Here is a 16,596-nt window from a genome sequence, read left to right on the forward strand (position 1 = left end):
TCGAACGCACAAATGTCTGATTTCAATCCCAGCCGCAACGAAGACGAGTACTTCCTCCTCCAGGACCAGGAGCTCATCAAGGCCCAGCGCGCCAAGCTCGACGCCGAGCGCCAGGCCGCCGAGCGCCGCAAGCACTTCATGAAGTGCCCCAAGTGCGGCGCGGACCTGAAGGAGACGGAACTCAAGCAGGTGAAGGTCGACATCTGCCCCGACTGCAAGGGCCTCTGGCTCGACGCCGGCGAGCTCGAGCTCATCGGCAAGGTGAAGGAATCCGCGATGGCTGGCTTCCTGCGTGACCTCCTCAAGGGACTTCCCGGCTCGTGAGCGCCACTCCCCGCCCCGGCGATCCGGTCATCACGCCTGCGCTCGTCGCCGAGCACGGGCTCACGCCGTTCGAGTACGAGAAGCTCGTCGCGATGCTTGAGCGCACGCCCACGCTCACGGAGCTCGGCGTCATCTCCGCGCTCTGGAGCGAGCACTGCTCGTACAAGCATTCCCGGCCCGTGCTCAAGACCCTGCCTACGCAGGCGCCCTGGGTGCTGCAGGGCCCGGGCGAGAACGCCGGCGTGATCTCCATCGGCGACGGCCTCGCCGTCGCCTTCAAGATCGAATCGCACAACCACCCGTCGGCGGTCGAGCCCTACCAGGGCGCGGCGACGGGCGTGGGCGGCATCCTGCGCGACGTCTTCACGATGGGCGCACGGCCGATCGCGATGCTCAACTCGCTGCGCTTCGGCTCCCTCGAGACGCCCCGCGTTCGCTATCTCGTCGCCGGCGTCGTGAAGGGCATCGGCGACTACGGCAACTGCGTCGGCATCCCCACCGTGGCCGGCGACGTGATGTTCGACGCGGCCTACGAAGGCAACCCGCTGGTCAACGCGATGTGCGTCGGCCTGATGAAGGAAGAAGATCTCATCACGGCCAAGGCGCAGGGCATCGGCAATCCGATCATCGCCGTCGGCGCCCGCACCGGCCGCGACGGCATTCACGGCGCCAGCTTCGCCTCCGAAGACCTCTCCGAGGAGAACGAGGCGAAGCGGCCGCGCGTGCAGGTCGGCGATCCGTTCACCGAGAAGCTGCTGCTCGAGGCGTCGCTGGAGCTCATCCGCTCGGGCCACATCGTCGCCATCCAGGACATGGGCGCCGCGGGCCTCACGTCATCCTCCGCCGAGATGGCCGAGCGCGGCGACGTGGGCGTGACCATCGACACCACCAAGGTGCCGGTGCGCGAAGAGGGCATGACGCCCTACGAGACGCTGCTCTCCGAATCGCAGGAGCGCATGCTCGTGGTGGCCAAGAAGGGCCACGAGGACGAAGTGAAGAAGATCCTCACCAAGTGGGATCTCGCGGCCGAAGTCATCGGCGAGGTCATCGCCGAGCCGGTGTACCGCGTGACGGAGGGCGACCGCGTGGTCGCCGAGTTCCCGGGCACGCGCCTCGTCACGGACTGCCCGCAGTACCATCCGGAGGCGAAGGAGAGCGAGCAGGCCATCGCCCGCCGCACGCGCGACGTGCACGCGATCGCCGAGCTGCCGAACGAGAGCGATCCGGCTTGGACGCTGGAGCGCCTGCTGCAGGCGCCGACCATCGCAAGCAAGCACTGGATCCATCGGCAGTACGACTCCACCGTGCGCACGAGCACGGTGATGGGTCCCGGCCACGGCGACGCCGCCGTCATTCGCATCCGCGGCAGCAAGAAGGCCCTGGCCGTGAAGACGGACTGCAACGGGCGCTACGTGTTCCTCGACCCGCGCGTCGGCGGCCGCATCGCCGTCGCCGAAACGGCGCGCAACGTCGCCTGCGTGGGCGCGACGCCGCGCGCCATCACCAACTGCCTCAACTTCGGCAATCCCAGGAAGCCGGAGATCTTCTTCCAGTTCCGTGAAGCCGTCTACGGCATGGGCGATGCCTGCCGCGCGCTGGAGACGCCCGTCACGGGCGGCAATGTCTCGCTGTACAACGAGAATCCGCAGGGCGCGGTGTATCCCACGCCGACCATCGGCATGGTGGGCGTGCTCGACGACGCCGCGCACGCTACCGCGATGCGCTTCCAGCATGCCGGCGACGACATCGTCCTTCTCGGTGAGAACACGGACGAGATCGGCGGTTCCGAGTATCTCGCGTGGATCCATGGCGTCGTGGCCGGTGCGCCGCCGCAGGTGAATCTCGAAGGCGAGAAGAAGCTCATCGACGCGCTGCTGGAGTCGATTCGCGCCGGCAAGGTGCGCAGCGCGCACGACTGCTCCGAGGGCGGTCTCGCCGTCGCCTTGGCCGAGTGCTGCGTGGCCGATCGCGCGCGCCCCATGGGTGCCATGGTCGACCTCTCGGCGTGGACCGCCCTGCCCCTGCGCGCGCTGCTGTTCGGCGAGGCCCAGGGCCGCGTGGTCGTGTCGACCGCCGACAGCGCCGCGGTCCTCGCCATCGCCAAGCGCCACGGCGTGCCGGCGCGCGTCATCGGCAAGGTCGCCGTCGCCGACGCCGGGCTGCAGATCCGTGGCGCGGCCAAGCCGGTCACGCTCTCGACGGCCCGCATGCTCGAGGCCTATCACGAAGCCCTGCCCAAGGCGATGGCGCGTGCGGCCGCCGAGGCCGTCACGGCCGATCCCGCCACCGTGGAAGGGCACTGAGATGTGCGGCATCTTCGGCATCAGCGGACACCCTGAGGCGGCAGCCCTCACGCACCTCGGCCTCTACTCGCTGCAGCACCGCGGGCAGGAGTCGGCGGGCATCGTCGCCGTCAAGGACGGCGACGTGAAGGCCATCCGTGCGATGGGGCTCGTCTCCGACCAGTTCTCCGCCGAGCGCATGCGGACGCTCGCCGGCCCCGTCGCGCTCGGCCACACGCGCTACTCAACCGCCGGCTCGTCGACCATCGAGAACGCGCAGCCGGCCCTCGTGCACTTCAAGGGCGGCCACATCGCCCTCGCGCACAACGGCAACCTTACGAACGCCCTCGACATCCGTGGCCAACTGGAAGACGACGGTTCGATCTTCTCGTCGTCGGCGGATTCGGAAGTCATCGTGCATCGCCTGGCCAAGGCCAAGGCGGAAAAGCCCGAGGAGAAGCTCGCCGAGGCGTTGGTGGGCATCGAAGGCGCCTACTCGCTGCTCGTGGTGATTGGCGACACGCTGGTCGCGGCGCGCGATCCGCTCGGCTGGCGCCCCTTGGTGCTCGGCCGCCTGAACGGCGCCTACGTGTTCGCCTCCGAGACCTGCGCGCTGGACATCGTCGGCGCGACCGTCGAGCGCGAGGTGAAGCCCGGCGAGATCATCGCGATCGGTCCCGACGGCTCGCTGCGCTCGCTCGAACGCGGCGCGGCAACCAAACTGCACCGTTGCGTGTTCGAGTACGTGTATTTCGCGCGGCCCGACTCGAGCGTGTTCGGCGGGAGTGTCGACCGCGCCCGTCGTGCGCTGGGGCGTCGGTTGGCACAGGAGCATCCGGCACCCGGGGCGGACCTCGTCTTCGCCGTCCCCGACTCATCGAACTCGGCTGCCCTAGGCTTCTCGGAAATCAGCGGCTTGCCGCTTGAGCTGGCGCTGATCCGCAATCACTATGTAGGCCGCACGTTCATCCAGCCCACGCAGTCGGGCCGCGATGCGAAGGTGAAGGTGAAGTACAATCCCGTCCGCGAGATCCTGGACGGGAAGAAGGTCGTGATGGTGGACGACTCGATCGTCCGCGGCACGACCACGAAGGGCCTGGTGGCGCTCATCCGCGCCGCCGGGGCGAAGGAAGTCCATATGCGGGTCTCATCCCCCCCGATCACGGGACCCTGCTGGTATGGCATCGACACACCGGACCGCGATCAGCTGATCGCGGCCAAGCATAGCGTCGAGGACATCGCGCGGTTGATCGGGGTGGATTCGCTCGGGTATCTCTCGCTGGACGGGATGCTCGGCGCGGTTCCAGGTGGGCCCGAAGGCTTCTGCCACGCATGCTTCTCGGGACAATACCCCACCCAGCCGCCAAGCGTCGGGCCCGTCAGGCTCAAGCGCGCGTAACGGCACCACCGCCCCCTCGGGCGGGAGTGCGTGCAGTGGACAAGGCCGTCTTCTTCTTCGGCAACGGAAAGGCCGAGGCAGGTCGCGAGGATCGCGACCTCCTCGGCGGCAAGGGCGCGAACCTGATGGAAATGACGAACCTCGGCGTGCCCGTGCCGCCGGGGTTCACCATCGCCTGCAATCTCTGCGACCTCTATCTCGCGAGCGGCAAGGTGCCCAATGGGCTGCATGCCGACGTCGAGAACGCCATTGCACGCCTCGAGGAGGCTGCGGGACGTCGCTTCGGAGACGTGACGAACCCGTTGCTGGTCTCCGTGCGCTCCGGCGCACGCGTCTCGATGCCGGGCATGATGGAGACCATCCTGAACCTCGGGCTTAACGACGACACCGTGAAGGGACTCGCCGCCCAGAGCGGCAGCCCGCGCTTCGCCTACGACTCGTATCGCCGCTTGCTGCAGATGTACGGCGACGTCGTGCTGGGCGTGCCGTTCGCGGATTTCGAGCACCTGCTCGCCGCCAAGCGCCTGACCACGGGCGCCAAGACCGACGCCGAGCTACCGGCCGAGTCGCTCATGGTGCTCGTGCAGGAATACCAGGCGCTGATCAAGACCGTTACCGGCAAGCCGTTCCCGCACGACCCGCGCGAGCAGCTCTGGGGTGCCATCGAGGCGGTCTGGCGTTCGTGGACGCTCAAGAAGGCGGTGGACTACCGTCGCGTGAACCACATCGCCGAGACGCCGGGCACGGCCGTCAACATCGTCGCGATGGTGTTCGGCAACCTCGGCGACGACTCCGGCACCGGCGTCGCGTTCACCCGAGACCCGAGCACGGGCGAGAAGCGCTTCTACGGTGAGTTCCTCGTCAACGCGCAGGGCGAGGACGTCGTCGCCGGCATCCGCACGCCGGAGCCGATCGAGCGCATGGCCCAGCACCTGCCGCAGGCCTATGAGGACCTGCTGCGCACGCAGGCCCTGCTCGAGCGGCACTTCCGCGACATGCAGGACCTCGAGTTCACGGTGGAACGCGGCAAGCTCTATCTGCTCCAGACGCGCACGGGCAAGCGCACGGCCGCGGCGGCCGTGCGCATTGCCCGCGAGCTCGTGCACGAGGGCCTCATCACCCAGCCCGAAGCGCTGCAGCGCGTCCCGGCGAAGCAGCTCGACCAGCTCTTGCACCCGATCATCGACCGTCGGTCGAAGCCGCAGGCCATCGCCAAGGGCCTGCCCGCCAGCCCGGGCGCGGCCAGCGGCATGGTCGTGTTCGACGCCGACGTCGCCGAGGCCCGCGGGGCGCGCGGCGAGAGCGTCATCCTGGTGTGCGACGAGACCACGCCTGAGGACTTCCACGGCATGGTGGCGGCACGCGCGATCCTCACCGCCCGCGGCGGCATGACCTCCCACGCGGCCGTCGTGGCGCGCGGCATGGGCAAGTGCGCGATCGTCGGCTGCGACGCGATTCGCGTGAACGCCGGCAACCGCCGCTTCACCGTCGGCGAGACGGAGGTCGTGGAAGGCGACTGGATCACGCTCGACGGCGCCACCGGCGACGTCTTCCTCGGCGACCTGCCGACCGTGCCGAGCGAAGTCATGCAGGTGAACGCCGGCACTCGGAAGGCCGCGGATGCCCCCGTGTACCAAGGCTTCGCCGAACTGCTCGCCTGGGCCGACGGGCAGCGCCGCCTCAGCGTGCGTGCCAACGCCGACACCCCGCACGATGCGCAGGTCGCGCGCGCCTTCGGCGCCGAGGGCATCGGCCTCTGCCGCACCGAACACATGTTCTTCGACGGCGACCGCATTCACTCCATGCGCGAGATGATCGTCGCGCACGATGAGGGCGGCCGGCGTCGCGCGCTGGGCAAGCTGCTCCCGATGCAGCGCGGAGACTTCGAGGGCATTTTCGCGGCCATGGACGGCTTCCCCGTGACCATCCGCCTCCTCGACCCGCCGCTGCATGAGTTCCTGCCGCACGGCGGTGAGGAGGCCAAGCTGCTCGCGCGCCGCATCGGTGTCACGCGTCGCGAACTGATGCGCCTCGTCGAGACGCTCCGGGAATCGAACCCCATGCTCGGGCACCGCGGCTGCCGCCTCGGCGTGACGTACCCCGAGATCACGGAGATGCAGGCCCGGGCGATCTTCGAGGCGGCCACGGCCTGCCAGCAGCGCGGCATCGTCGTGAAGCCGGAGATCATGATCCCCTTGGTGAGCACCGTCGAGGAGTTCCGCCACCAGCGCAGGATCGTGGACCGCATGGCGGAGATCGTGCGCACCGAGACGGGCACGCGCGTGGAATACCTCGTGGGCACGATGATCGAGCTCCCGCGCGCCGCGCTGACGGCGGCGGCGATCGCCAAGGAAGCCGAGTTCTTCTCCTTCGGCACCAATGACCTCACGCAAACGACGCTGGGCCTCTCGCGCGACGATGCCGGCCGCTTCCTGCCCCTGTACGTGGAGCGCGGCATCTACCCGGAAGATCCGTTCCAGGTGCTCGACGTGGATGGCGTGGGACGCCTGATCTCGATGGCCACGGCCGATGGCCGCGGGTCACGCCCCGCGCTCAAGGTCGGCATCTGCGGCGAACACGGCGGCGACCCGAAGTCGGTGGCGTTCTGCCATCAGACCGGGCTCGACTACGTGTCGTGCTCGCCGTTCCGGGTGCCGATCGCACGGTTGGCCGCCGCGCAGGCGACGTAGCGGCGGCGCGTGCGGACCGGCATTCGCCTCGCGGCCCTCGCCTTCGCGCTCACGTGGCTGCCGCTCACCCTCGTGCGCGGGATCGCGATGGGCCGCCAGTTCCGCATCGGCAGCCATGGCCAGGACGCGTGGTCACCGCTGTTCGACGCCGTGGTCCAGATTGCCTTCGTGATGCTCGCGCCGTCGCTGTTCGTCTCGCTGCTCGTCTTCGCGCTCGTGATGTGGCGGCAAGAGCGCGCCGCCCGCCGCTAGAACCCCGCGCGCTTCCAGTTCGCGATCGTCGTCCGCACCAGCTCTTCCACGCGCCCGATCACGGCGCGCTGGTAACGCTGTGCCTTGGCGGCGTCGAAATCGGTGGGCCAGCCTTCCCCCGGCTGGTAGAGCGTGATGCTCGAGGGAAACGGCACCGCCGCCCACGCACCAGGGGCGGGATTCGCCGTCGCCATGTCGGGTCCCGTGTAGCGTTCGCGCCGCAGCAGCGACGGGTCCGTCGCCTGGATGAACGCCGTCTCGTTGAGACCCGCGTGCCCGCCCTGGTTGCCGAGGATGCTCACGGAGAGGTCGGTCGTGAGCGACCACCAGTTCACGACAAGGGTATTCACGCCGCGCTCCAGCGCCACATCCCGCGCGACCTCCTGCAGGATGGCCGTCTGGCCGCCGCCGTGGCCATTGACGATGATGATGTCACGGAACTTGTTCTTGGCGAGCCCGTCCAGCACGGCGCGCACGTAGGCGCGGAAGGCCTCCTCCGGGATGTGCAGTGCGCCCGGATACGGCGCCATCGACCCCGTCACCCCATACGGAATGTGCGGCGCGAGCAGCGCGTCGATGCCGGCAGCACCGGCGATCGCCTTCGCGATGGCCACGGGGGCGGTGTTGTCGGCGCCGTTGTTCACCACGCCGTGCGGCTCCAGCGTGCCGACCGTGAGGATCACCGTACGGTGCCGCGCCGGCACCAGCTCGGCGAACTCCATCCAGTTGAGGTCGTCCATGGACCGCGTACGGGGGGCCTGCGCGGCCACGGGCACCACAGGCAGCACGCAGAGCAGCGAGAGGAGAATCAGGCGAGTCGGCATGGAGGGAAATAGATTCATCCCATGACCAACCGCCAGCCCGTCTCTGCCGCCGACGCTCCCAAGGCCATCGGTCCCTACTCGCAGGCCATCTGGAGCGGCCAGGAGCTGTTCTGCTCCGGCCAGACGCCGATCGACCCCGCCACCGGCAAGCTCATCGACGGCGACGTCACCGCGCAAACGCATCGCGTGTTCGACAATCTCGCAGCCGTGCTCGTCGCGGCGGGCCTCACGCTGGACCATGCCATCAAGTGCAACGTGTACTTGGTGGACATGGCCGACTTCGCGGCGATGAACGCCGCCTACCAGACGCGGTTCAGCGCGCCGTTCCCCGCCCGCACCACGGTGGCCGTCGCCGGCCTCCCGCTCAACGCCCGCGTCGAGATCGAGCTGATCGCCCGGCGCGCCTAGAGCGAAGTCGTCGCCCGGACGGCCGTCGGCTTCCCCACCGCTCCACCGCTGAGGCGGTGGATGATCCCATAGTGGTTCAGCAGGCTCAGCACGAACGCAATGCCCACCAGCGTCGCGATGAGCTTCGGCAGCGCCGTCGGCGGCTCCGGGTACTTCACGGCGAACGAGCTCTGCGCGTCGAGCGGCACGTGGCCCACGCGCGTGAGCTTCGCGCCGAACGGCACGTTCATCTTCACCCGGCCGTTCACCGCCCAGCCGTTGGCGTCGAGAATCGGGCCGAGGTTCCGCTGGCGCAGCTTGAGCCACGCAATCGCCATCGACGGCAGCGAGATGGCCAGCATAATGCCCGCGAATACGAGGCACACCTGCCAGAACGGAAGCTTGAACACGCCCGTGAGGTACCCGATCAAGGTCGTGACGAACGCCCCGATCGCGCCGACGGCGACACCGAGCGCGGCCACGGTCCCCACATCGATCTTCTTCGGCGGCTCCGCGGGCGCCTTCTGCTGATCCAGCGTCGCCGTGGTGGTCGCCGCCGCCGCGACCTTCGCATCCGACGCGGCCTGCCCTGCCGCCGCACGCTTCGCCACCTGCTCCTCGATCAAGCGCACCAGCTTTTTGTACGGCGCCCAGAAGGCCTGCTGGATGCTGATCGGGTTCTCCACGATCTTGGTGATCGTCGCGTCCCAGTCGCGACCCTTGCGGTCATAGAACACGCCGTTGCGTCCGACCATCAGATTGTCGGAGTCGCCACCCGTGAACGCCGCCGCGATGGTGAGCTTCTCGCCGCTCGGCCGCGTGCAGTCGCAGTACGCGAGGTAGCACTTGGCCAACCCCGCCAGCGCCGCGTGCTTGCCCGCATCATCCACGCGCACGCAGAGGTCCGCCCGCCGACCGTCGAGGTAGAGCGTTCCGACCTGGAACACGGCGGGCCGCTCGCGCCCATAGAAGTCGCGGAACGCGACGAAGTTGTTGAGCAGGCCCAGCAGGTCGCGGTGGTAGCGCGCGAGCCGCTCCACGTTGTCGATGGCATTCATCGCCGGCGCGACGGCCGCATCCTCGGCGATCATCGCATTGAGCGTGGCGCGCGCGTTCGAGGCGAGAATCTCGCGCACCCGCGCGATGCCCAGTGACTCGACCTTTCCCCCGTGCTTGTCCGCCTCCCAGGCGGCATACGCGGCGAAGCGTGACGTGAGGGTCGCCCACTCCGCCTCGCTCAGCGTCTCGCGCGCACCGATCACCGGCTGCACGACCTGCGCCACGAAGGCCGCCATCGCCGCACTCCACGCCGGGTTGAGCCCGGCACCCAGCGGCAGCGCGCGGCCCGCCTCGACCTTCGCCAGCGGGAATGACGCGACGTCCGCAGCCGATGCGGTGAGCGACTTCGCGGCCACGGCGGTGTATGCGGCCTCGTCGAGATTCAGCGCGCCGGTGGCCCGCGCGTCGAACGCCGCCACGCGGCAGCGCGCGAAGTAGTCATCGATCTTCGCCCGCACCGCCTGCAACGCCGCGAAGGCCGGCACCGTGGCCTCGCCGAGTGGCAGCAGCGACGCCGCCTCGACGGCTGAGCGGTCATACCATGCGACGTAGGCCTCGCACTCGGCCACGAAGGCATCCAAAGTCGCTTGCGAGACGCCCGCGCGGCCGGAGCGGTCGGTCGCCGCACCCATCGTAGCGATCACCGACTCCGCCACCGCCTTCGCGTCGGCATCCGTGATGATCTCCAGCGACACGACACCGTCGCCGTTGTAGCGGCTCTGCGCGAACACCTTCGCCTTCTCCATCGTGTCCGCGACGCTGATGTGCGTCGCCTCGTCCTTTCCGAGGCTGCGCAGGATCTCTTGCGCCGAGGCCCGCAGGCGCTTGCCCTCGTCCGTCGCGTCGGAAATCGACGTCAGTGCCAGGTCGCCGCCCCGGAACAGCACGGCGGGATCCGTGAGCTGCGCGCAGGCCCACTCCACGGCGGCGAGCACTTCGGGGATGCGAATGCGGCCGTCATTGTCCGTGTCCATCATCGCCAGCGTGCGCTCGTCGAACTCCAGGCCCTTCACCGGACAGGCCAGCGCCACCCAAAGCGTCGGGTCCAACTGGCGAAGGTGACGCAGGTCGTCCGCCGTCTCGAGCGCGACCTGGTCGGAGCCGCCGGCGCGGAAGAAGCGCCACGTGTGCTTGGAAGGGGTCATAGGCTTAATATGCGCCTCGTGCTTGACCGGGCGGAATCCCCCCGTCACGTTGCGGGATGCCGCCGCACACCGGCGAGATCTTCCGCGCCTTCCTCCGACTGGGGCTCACCTCCTTCGGCGGCCCGATCGCCCATCTCGAGTACTTTCGCCGCGAGTTCGTCGAGCGCCGGCGCTGGCTGAGCGACCCGGAGTTCGCGCAGCTGCTGGCCGTCTCGCAGTTCCTCCCCGGCCCAGCCTCAAGCCAGTTGGGATTCGGTATCGGCCTCCTCCGCGGCGGGACCGCCGGTGCGATTGCGGCCTTCACGGCCTTCACGCTGCCGTCGGCCCTCCTGCTCTTCGCGCTCGCGACGCTGCCCGTGCCCTCCGGCGCCGCCGCAGTCGCCGTGGTCCTGCACGCCCTCAAGCTCGTGGCCGCCGTGGTCGTCCTCGACGGCGTGACGCGCATGGCGCGGAGCCTCACCCCCGATGCGCCCCGCATCGCAATCGCCGTGGTGACGGCGGTTCTGGTGACATGGCTGGGCGCCGCATGGGTACAACTCGTCGCTATCGCGCTCGCGGGAGTGGTCGGCGCGGTCGCCCTGCGCTCGACGCCGCCACCGAGCACCGCCGCGCTGCCGATCGCAGCATCGCCTTCGCGGGGCCTGCGCCTCCTCGCGGTCTTCGCCCTCGGGACGCTCGCCGCAGTGCTGTGGCCTCCGTCCTCAGCCTCGCTCACGGCCCTCGCCGCGACCATGTGGCGCGCTGGCGCCCTCGTCTTCGGCGGCGGTCATGTCGTCTTGCCGCTGCTCGAGGAAGGGACGGTCGCGAGCGGCTGGTTGAGCCAGGAGTACTTTCTCTCCGGCTACGGCGCCGCCCAGCTGGTGCCGGGCCCGATGTTCTCGTTCGCGGCGTTCCTCGGTGCCGCGGTCCCCACGGGCGCGGCTCCGTGGATCTCCGCAGCGGTCGCGGTGTTGGCGATCTTCGCGCCGGGCTTCCTACTCATCGGCGCGGCCTTGCCCACGTGGAGCCGCATCGTGGCGCACCCGACGGCTGCGCGTGCCGTCTCGGGCATCAATGCCGCCGTGGTGGGGCTGCTCGCGGCGGCATTGATCGATCCCGTACTCCCTGCCGCGCTCGTGTCGCGCTGGGACCTCGCAGCCCTTGCGCTCGGCTTCGCGCTGCAGCGGATGCTGCACCGCCCGACGCTCGCCGTGTTCACCGTCTGCCTGCTCGCGTCCGCATGGATCATGTAGACGTCATCGTCGTGGGAGGCGGCCAGGCGGCGCTCGCCGCCGGCTACTACCTGCGCCGCGGAACGAAGCGCCTGCTGATGCTCGATGCGGAGCCCGGCCCCGGCGGCGCCTGGCGGCACACGTGGCCATCGCTCAAGCTCTTCTCGCCAGCGCGCTGGAGTTCGTTGCCCGGCTGGCTGATGCCCACCACCGCCGAGACCTATCCGACGCGCGACGAGGCGCTCGCCTACCTCGCCGAGTACGAGCGTCGCTTCGACCTGCCCATCGAACGGCCCGTGCGCGTCAACGAAACCTGGGCGGATGGCGCGCGGTTGCGCCTCGTCACCACCACGGGACGCGAGATCTCGGCTGCCGCCGTCGTGTCGGCCACCGGGACCTGGACCGCAGCCCACATGCCCACCTTCGCCGGACAAGACCGCTTCGGCGGCCAGATCTTGCACTCGGCACACTACGCCGGACCAGCAGCCTTTGCCGGCCGTCGCGTGCTCGTTGTCGGCGCGGGAAACTCCGGCGCCCAGATCTACGCCGACCTCGTGGACCACGCCGAGGTGACCTGGGTGACGCAGTCGCCACCGGTGTTCCTCCCCGACGACGTGGACGGCCAAGTGCTCTTCGAGCAGGCCACTGCGCGATACAAGGCCATGAAGGAAGGGCGCACGCCGCCCGCGCCGCGTTCGCTTGGCGACATCGTGATGGTCGAGAGCGTCCGTGCGATCCGCGCGCGCGGCCTCCTCGTCTCGGTACCGCTCTTCGATGGGTTCACGCCCACCGGCGTGCAGTGGTCCGACGGCCGCACGCGCGACGTCGACGCCGTGATCTTCGCCACGGGCTTTCGCCCGGCGCTCGGACATCTCGCCCCGTTGGTCACACCCGATGCCAAGGGTCGGCTGTCGATGGACGGCCCGCGCGCCGCGGCGCATCCGGGGCTCTTCCCGCTCGGCTACGGCGACTGGACGGGATTCGCCAGCGCGACCTTGGTGGGCGTCGGGCGCTCCGCGAAGGCAGTCGCCGACGCCATCGGCACCATGGACGCCTGAGCGGCCGGACGCCTCGGGAGATGCACGACGGGGCGCGCATCTCGCGATGCGCGCCCCGTCATGTTCCCATCACTCGACTTCAGTGGAGGCGGAGGGATTCGAACCCTCGTCTTGCATAAGATCTTCCACAGCGTCTACGCGCGTAGCCACTCGATTGATGTTTCCGTACGCTGGCCGAGTGGCCGCCGTCGTCCGGATGAGCCCTTCTTGATCTCGCCATCTGGCGGAGGGCGCGCCAGACAGCCAGCCCGGATTTGCGATACCTGAGCGTCGCCCCGGGCAGGGCTACCTCTCAGGCACTGCTACGGTAAGACTAGGTCTTACGCAGCGAGAGCGAAGTTGTTGTTCGCAGTTGTGATTTTCCCGAGTGTTTTACGAGGAGCCCGAGGACCTCGGCGCGCAACCACGGAGCCACCTACACAATCGAAACCAGTCGCCCCCGAATTGCTCAGGGAATATACACCGGAAGGCCGTGATTTGTCCCCACCCGGTGTGATGCCGCGCTCAGTCCGGCGCGACCTCGACCCGGTTGCGGCCGCCGTGCTTGGCCGCGTACAGCGCCTGGTCCGCCCGGTCGAACAGCGACCCCGCTCCCTGCGAGCGCTGCGCGTACATCGCCACGCCGAAGCTCGCGGTGACGCGGATGGTGCCGACGCCCGTCCGTACGGCAAGCGCTTCGATGGCCTTCCGGCAACGCTCCGCCGCCTCCAAGGCACCTTGGCGGTCGGTCTGCGGCAGCAGGATCGCCAACTCTTCGCCGCCGAGGCGCGCGACCTTGTCCGTCGTGCGCTTCATCGCCAGCAGCGTCGCGCCCACGGCCTTCAGCACCTGGTCGCCCGCGTCGTGGCCGTAGTTGTCGTTCACCTTCTTGAAGAAGTCAACGTCGACGATGACCAGCGCCGAAGTGTTGCCGTAGCGGTCCGTCTCGGCAATCATGCGCTCGAACTCCTCTTCGAACGCGCGTCGGTTCGGCAGGCCCGTGAGCTGGTCGGTCTTCGCGCTGAGCGTGGCGTCCTGCCATGCCCATGCCGTCTCGAGCGCACCGGCCGCGATGGTCGAGAGATCCTGCGCCGCTCCGCTGTCCGCGGCGTTGAACGGCGCGCGCGAGGTGCGCCCGAGTACGAGCACACCGATGCACGGGTCCTCCTCGGAGCGGCGGATGGGCACGACGATCAGCGAACGCGTCCCGCTGGGCAGGGGCGTCGCATCGAACAGCATCTCGTCGCCCTCGAGCAGCGGCCGCGTGTCCGCGATCAGCCGCGGTCTGCCCGCATGGAACACGTCGCCGACCAGCGATCCCTGTTGCGCCGTCAGCCCAGACGTGAGCGACACAGGCGTGCCGTCACTGTGCCGGACGAGCGCCAGCGTGCTGTCATCCCGCGTCCCGCGCACCAGCGCGCCCCAGTGGGCACCGGTCACCAGACAGGCATCGCGCACGACGATCTCCTCTTGGCCGTTGGGGTCGCGCGTGCCCTGCAAGGTGATGGCCGTGCGGATCATGCGGCGCAGGCGCTTGGTCCGCACCGACAGGTTCGCCCGCGCCCGCAGCAGCTCATAGCGCGCCGACACCTCGACGGCCATGCGGCGCAGGCGCTGCTCGATCTCCGCCGTGCCCAGCGTCGGCGCGTCGGCAAAATGCACCGACACCGCGCCATGGCTGAGGTGCACGGGCAGCCCCAACGCCATCATGCGCACGTACGGGCCCGACGGGTTGTACGCGAGCCGTTGTTCGCTCGTCGCCAGCTCGACGAACAACCGCTCCTGCTCGGTGAGCGCCGGCGGCTCCGAGCCCAGCGACCACGCCGCGGCGACGAGCCGTCCGTCCGGCGTCTCGTGCGGCTCCCAAAGCACTGCCTCGCGCGCTTCCGTGTATTCCGCGAGCAACTGGAGGATGCGCACCAGCATCGCCCGATCGTCGCGGTCCACGTCCTCCGGGATCTGCATCTCGTCGGAGCGGAACGCCTCGAGCAGCGTCTGCGCCTCCGCACTCCGCTCGCCGCTGCTGCGGGCCATTGGCCGCGCACCGCCGGCGGCCAGCGCCCCGTACTCGGGGCTCACGATGCGCGGCAACCGCGGCCGACGCTGCAGCCACAGCCATGCCCCCACCACCGCCACCGCGAGGATGAGGATCCACGCCATGGGTCAGTCCGCGAGGATGCGCGAGGCCGCGACCGCGGCCCCGAAGCCGTTGTCGATGTTGCAGACCGTCACACCGGCGGCGCAGGAGTTGAGCATCGTCAACAGCGGCGCGAGGCCCGCAAACGCCGCACCGTAGCCGACGCTGGTCGGCACCGCGATCACCGGCACCCGCACTAGCCCGCCGACCACCGACGGCAACGCGCCGTCCATCCCAGCGACCACGATCACCACGCCCGCGCCGTGGAGCGTCTCGCGCTTCGCGAGGATGCGATGGATGCCCGCGACGCCCACATCCGTCACGCGAAGCACCCCGTGACCGAACGCACGCAGTGTCTCCGCGGCCTCTTCGGCGACGGGCAGGTCGCTGGTACCCGCCGTGACCACGGCTGCCGGCTTGCCAACGCGCGTCACCGCCTGTGCGCCCGGCAACCATGCCGTGCGCGCCACGGCGTTCAACTCGATCGTCGGCCAACGCGCCAGCAGTGCGGCCTGCGTCGCCGCGTCTGCACGCGTCACCAGGAAGCCGTCCCCGTGTGCCGCCAGGCGCTCGCCGATCGCCACCGTCTGCTCCGGCAGCTTCCCCTGCCCGAACACGACCTCGGGAAACCCTTGGCGCAGCGCGCGGTGCGTATCGACCGTCGCGAATCCGAGCTCGTCCACCGGCGCGTCATCCAGTTGCGCGAGGGCGGCGTCCACCGGAAGCCGCCCTGTCGCCACGTCCTCCAACAACGCCTGCACGCGATCGCGCCTCACGCCGCCTCCGCCTCGCGCATCCACGGGCTCGCGAGATACTCGGCGAAGATCCCCTCGACTTCGGCGAAGTCATTCACCGCGTGCAACTTCTTGCGGAGGTCCGCCGAGTTCGGCAGCCCCTTCACGTACCAGCCAAGGTGCTTGCGGAACTCGATGGCCGCGCCGATCGGATCAGCCTCGTAGGCCTGCACCATGCGGGCATGGTCGAGCGCGATGGCGAAGCGCTCCTCGACGGCGGGGGTCGCCGGCATGGGCAGCCCGTCGAGCAATGCACGCGCCTGCTTGAAGATCCACGGCTGGCCGAACGAACCACGCGCGATCATCACGGCGTCGCAGCCCGTCTCGCGGTGCATCCGCAGCGCGTCCTCCGCCGTCTTGATGTCGCCATTGCCGATGACCGGGATCTCCACGGCTTCCTTCACCATGGCGATCTCTTCCCAACGCGCGTGGCCCGTGTACATCTGCGTGCGCGTGCGCGGATGCAGGGCGATGGCCCGTACGCCGGCCTCCTGGCACTTGAGGGCGATCTTCACCGGATCGCGCATCTCCTCGCTCCACCCGCTGCGGATCTTGCAGGTCACCGGCAGGTGCGTGCCGCTGATGACGGCGCGGATGACGCTCTGCACGAGGTCGAGGTCGCGCAGGCAACCGGAGCCGCCGTTGCGCTTCACGACCTTCTTCACCGGGCAGCCGAAGTTGATGTCGATGTAGTCCGGCTGGAACACATCGGTCACCGCCGCGGCCGCTTCGCGCATCGCATCGGGCTCGGCGCCGAAGATCTGCACGCCGATCGGATGTTCATCCGGCGTGAAGCGCAGCTTGTTGAGCGTCGCCTCGTTCTCCCGACGGATGCCCTCCGCCGAGAGGAACTCCGTGACCACCACGTCGGCGCCCCAGGCGCGGCAGAGACGCCGGAAAGGCGACTCCGACACGCCTGCCATGGGCGCGAGGAACACGGGGACGGCCGACGGGCCGGTGGGGTACGGGAAGCGCATCACGAGTAAGCTAGGAATGGGGCCAAACGCTTGCAATATAACCGTTTGACGGCCCTCCATGCCGTGGTTAGCTTCGGA

Annotated in this window: 13 protein-coding genes and 1 other RNA gene; 8 read left to right on the forward strand and 6 right to left on the reverse strand. The window is 69.3% G+C overall.

The genetic code is table 11. The features are described 5' to 3' along the window. Positions 1–12 precede the first annotated feature (12 nt). The 5 genes from Strain318_RS08110 to Strain318_RS08130 are packed head-to-tail and all read left to right on the forward strand — an operon-like array spanning position 13 to position 6,947. Positions 13–324, forward strand: coding sequence for a TFIIB-type zinc ribbon-containing protein (locus Strain318_RS08110; protein WP_367885206.1), 312 nt, complete (start codon positions 13–15; stop codon positions 322–324). Beyond that, positions 321–2,627 carry a phosphoribosylformylglycinamidine synthase subunit PurL gene (gene purL, locus Strain318_RS08115; RefSeq protein WP_367885207.1) on the forward strand — a complete coding sequence of 769 codons (2,307 nt, stop codon included), beginning with the start codon at positions 321–323 and terminating at the stop codon, positions 2,625–2,627. Before Strain318_RS08110 ends, purL begins: the two co-directional genes overlap by 4 nt. A gap of 1 nt (position 2,628) precedes the next feature. Further along, positions 2,629–4,005: an amidophosphoribosyltransferase gene (gene purF, locus Strain318_RS08120; protein WP_367885208.1), complete on the forward strand. Its 1,377-nt coding sequence runs from the start codon at positions 2,629–2,631 to the stop codon at positions 4,003–4,005. Positions 4,006–4,040: 35 nt separating this feature from the next. Next, the gene (gene ppdK / locus Strain318_RS08125) at positions 4,041–6,695 is read left to right on the forward strand and encodes a pyruvate, phosphate dikinase (RefSeq protein WP_367885209.1); all 2,655 of its coding nucleotides are present in this window, start codon (positions 4,041–4,043) and stop codon (positions 6,693–6,695) included. Positions 6,696–6,704: 9 nt separating this feature from the next. Beyond that, a complete protein-coding gene (locus Strain318_RS08130; RefSeq protein WP_367885210.1) occupies positions 6,705–6,947 on the forward strand; it encodes a hypothetical protein in 243 nt (80 codons plus the stop codon). On the opposite strand, the gene Strain318_RS08135 is transcribed toward Strain318_RS08130, so the two are convergent. Then, the gene (locus tag Strain318_RS08135) at positions 6,944–7,771 is read right to left on the reverse strand and encodes a creatininase family protein (protein WP_367885211.1); all 828 of its coding nucleotides are present in this window, start codon (positions 7,769–7,771) and stop codon (positions 6,944–6,946) included. The genes Strain318_RS08130 and Strain318_RS08135 overlap by 4 nt on opposite strands. A 21-nt stretch (positions 7,772–7,792) precedes the next feature. On the opposite strand from Strain318_RS08135, the gene Strain318_RS08140 reads away from it, so the two are divergent. Next, entirely contained in the window at positions 7,793–8,179 is a 387-nt protein-coding gene (locus Strain318_RS08140; RefSeq protein ID WP_367885212.1) for a Rid family detoxifying hydrolase, read from the forward strand. On the opposite strand, the gene Strain318_RS08145 is transcribed toward Strain318_RS08140, so the two are convergent. Next, positions 8,176–10,362, reverse strand: a complete 2,187-nt coding sequence (locus tag Strain318_RS08145; RefSeq protein WP_367885213.1) for a hypothetical protein — start codon at positions 10,360–10,362, stop codon at positions 8,176–8,178. The genes Strain318_RS08140 and Strain318_RS08145 overlap by 4 nt on opposite strands. Positions 10,363–10,418: 56 nt before the next feature. Between Strain318_RS08145 and chrA the strand changes: the two genes are divergently transcribed. Continuing rightward, the gene (gene chrA / locus Strain318_RS08150; protein ID WP_367885214.1) at positions 10,419–11,594 is read left to right on the forward strand and encodes a chromate efflux transporter; all 1,176 of its coding nucleotides are present in this window, start codon (positions 10,419–10,421) and stop codon (positions 11,592–11,594) included. Continuing rightward, positions 11,582–12,631, forward strand: a complete 1,050-nt coding sequence (locus tag Strain318_RS08155; RefSeq protein WP_367885215.1) for an ArsO family NAD(P)H-dependent flavin-containing monooxygenase — start codon at positions 11,582–11,584, stop codon at positions 12,629–12,631. Before chrA ends, Strain318_RS08155 begins: the two co-directional genes overlap by 13 nt. Positions 12,632–12,711: 80 nt before the next feature. Here Strain318_RS08155 and ssrA read toward each other — a convergent pair. The 4 genes from ssrA to dusB all read right to left on the reverse strand — a co-directional run bounded on the left by ssrA (position 12,712) and on the right by dusB (position 16,518). Then, positions 12,712–13,072: a transfer-messenger RNA gene (gene ssrA / locus Strain318_RS08160) on the reverse strand. Positions 13,073–13,135: 63 nt separating this feature from the next. Next, on the reverse strand, positions 13,136–14,770 hold the full coding sequence (locus tag Strain318_RS08165) for a GGDEF domain-containing protein (RefSeq protein WP_367885216.1): 1,635 nt from the start codon (positions 14,768–14,770) through the stop codon (positions 13,136–13,138). A gap of 3 nt (positions 14,771–14,773) precedes the next feature. Beyond that, entirely contained in the window at positions 14,774–15,523 is a 750-nt protein-coding gene (larB, locus tag Strain318_RS08170) for a nickel pincer cofactor biosynthesis protein LarB (RefSeq protein WP_367885217.1), read from the reverse strand. Continuing rightward, entirely contained in the window at positions 15,520–16,518 is a 999-nt protein-coding gene (gene dusB / locus Strain318_RS08175; protein WP_367885218.1) for a tRNA dihydrouridine synthase DusB, read from the reverse strand. The genes larB and dusB overlap by 4 nt, the downstream gene beginning before the upstream one ends. Positions 16,519–16,596: the final 78 nt, after the last annotated feature.

The organism is Pseudogemmatithrix spongiicola (genome assembly GCF_030623445.1).
Taxonomy (GTDB): domain Bacteria; phylum Gemmatimonadota; class Gemmatimonadetes; order Gemmatimonadales; family Gemmatimonadaceae; genus Pseudogemmatithrix; species Pseudogemmatithrix spongiicola.

Coding starts and splice junctions, on each gene's coding strand:
- Strain318_RS08110 (WP_367885206.1), top strand. CDS start 13: ATGTCTGATTTCAATCCCAGCCGCAACGAAGACGAGTACTTCCTCCTC.
- purF (WP_367885208.1), top strand. CDS start 2,629: ATGTGCGGCATCTTCGGCATCAGCGGACACCCTGAGGCGGCAGCCCTC.
- Strain318_RS08135 (WP_367885211.1), bottom strand. CDS start 7,771: ATGCCGACTCGCCTGATTCTCCTCTCGCTGCTCTGCGTGCTGCCTGTG.
- Strain318_RS08140 (WP_367885212.1), top strand. CDS start 7,793: ATGACCAACCGCCAGCCCGTCTCTGCCGCCGACGCTCCCAAGGCCATC.
- Strain318_RS08145 (WP_367885213.1), bottom strand. CDS start 10,362: ATGACCCCTTCCAAGCACACGTGGCGCTTCTTCCGCGCCGGCGGCTCC.
- chrA (WP_367885214.1), top strand. CDS start 10,419: ATGCCGCCGCACACCGGCGAGATCTTCCGCGCCTTCCTCCGACTGGGG.
- Strain318_RS08155 (WP_367885215.1), top strand. CDS start 11,582: ATGGATCATGTAGACGTCATCGTCGTGGGAGGCGGCCAGGCGGCGCTC.
- Strain318_RS08165 (WP_367885216.1), bottom strand. CDS start 14,770: ATGGCGTGGATCCTCATCCTCGCGGTGGCGGTGGTGGGGGCATGGCTG.
- dusB (WP_367885218.1), bottom strand. CDS start 16,518: ATGCGCTTCCCGTACCCCACCGGCCCGTCGGCCGTCCCCGTGTTCCTC.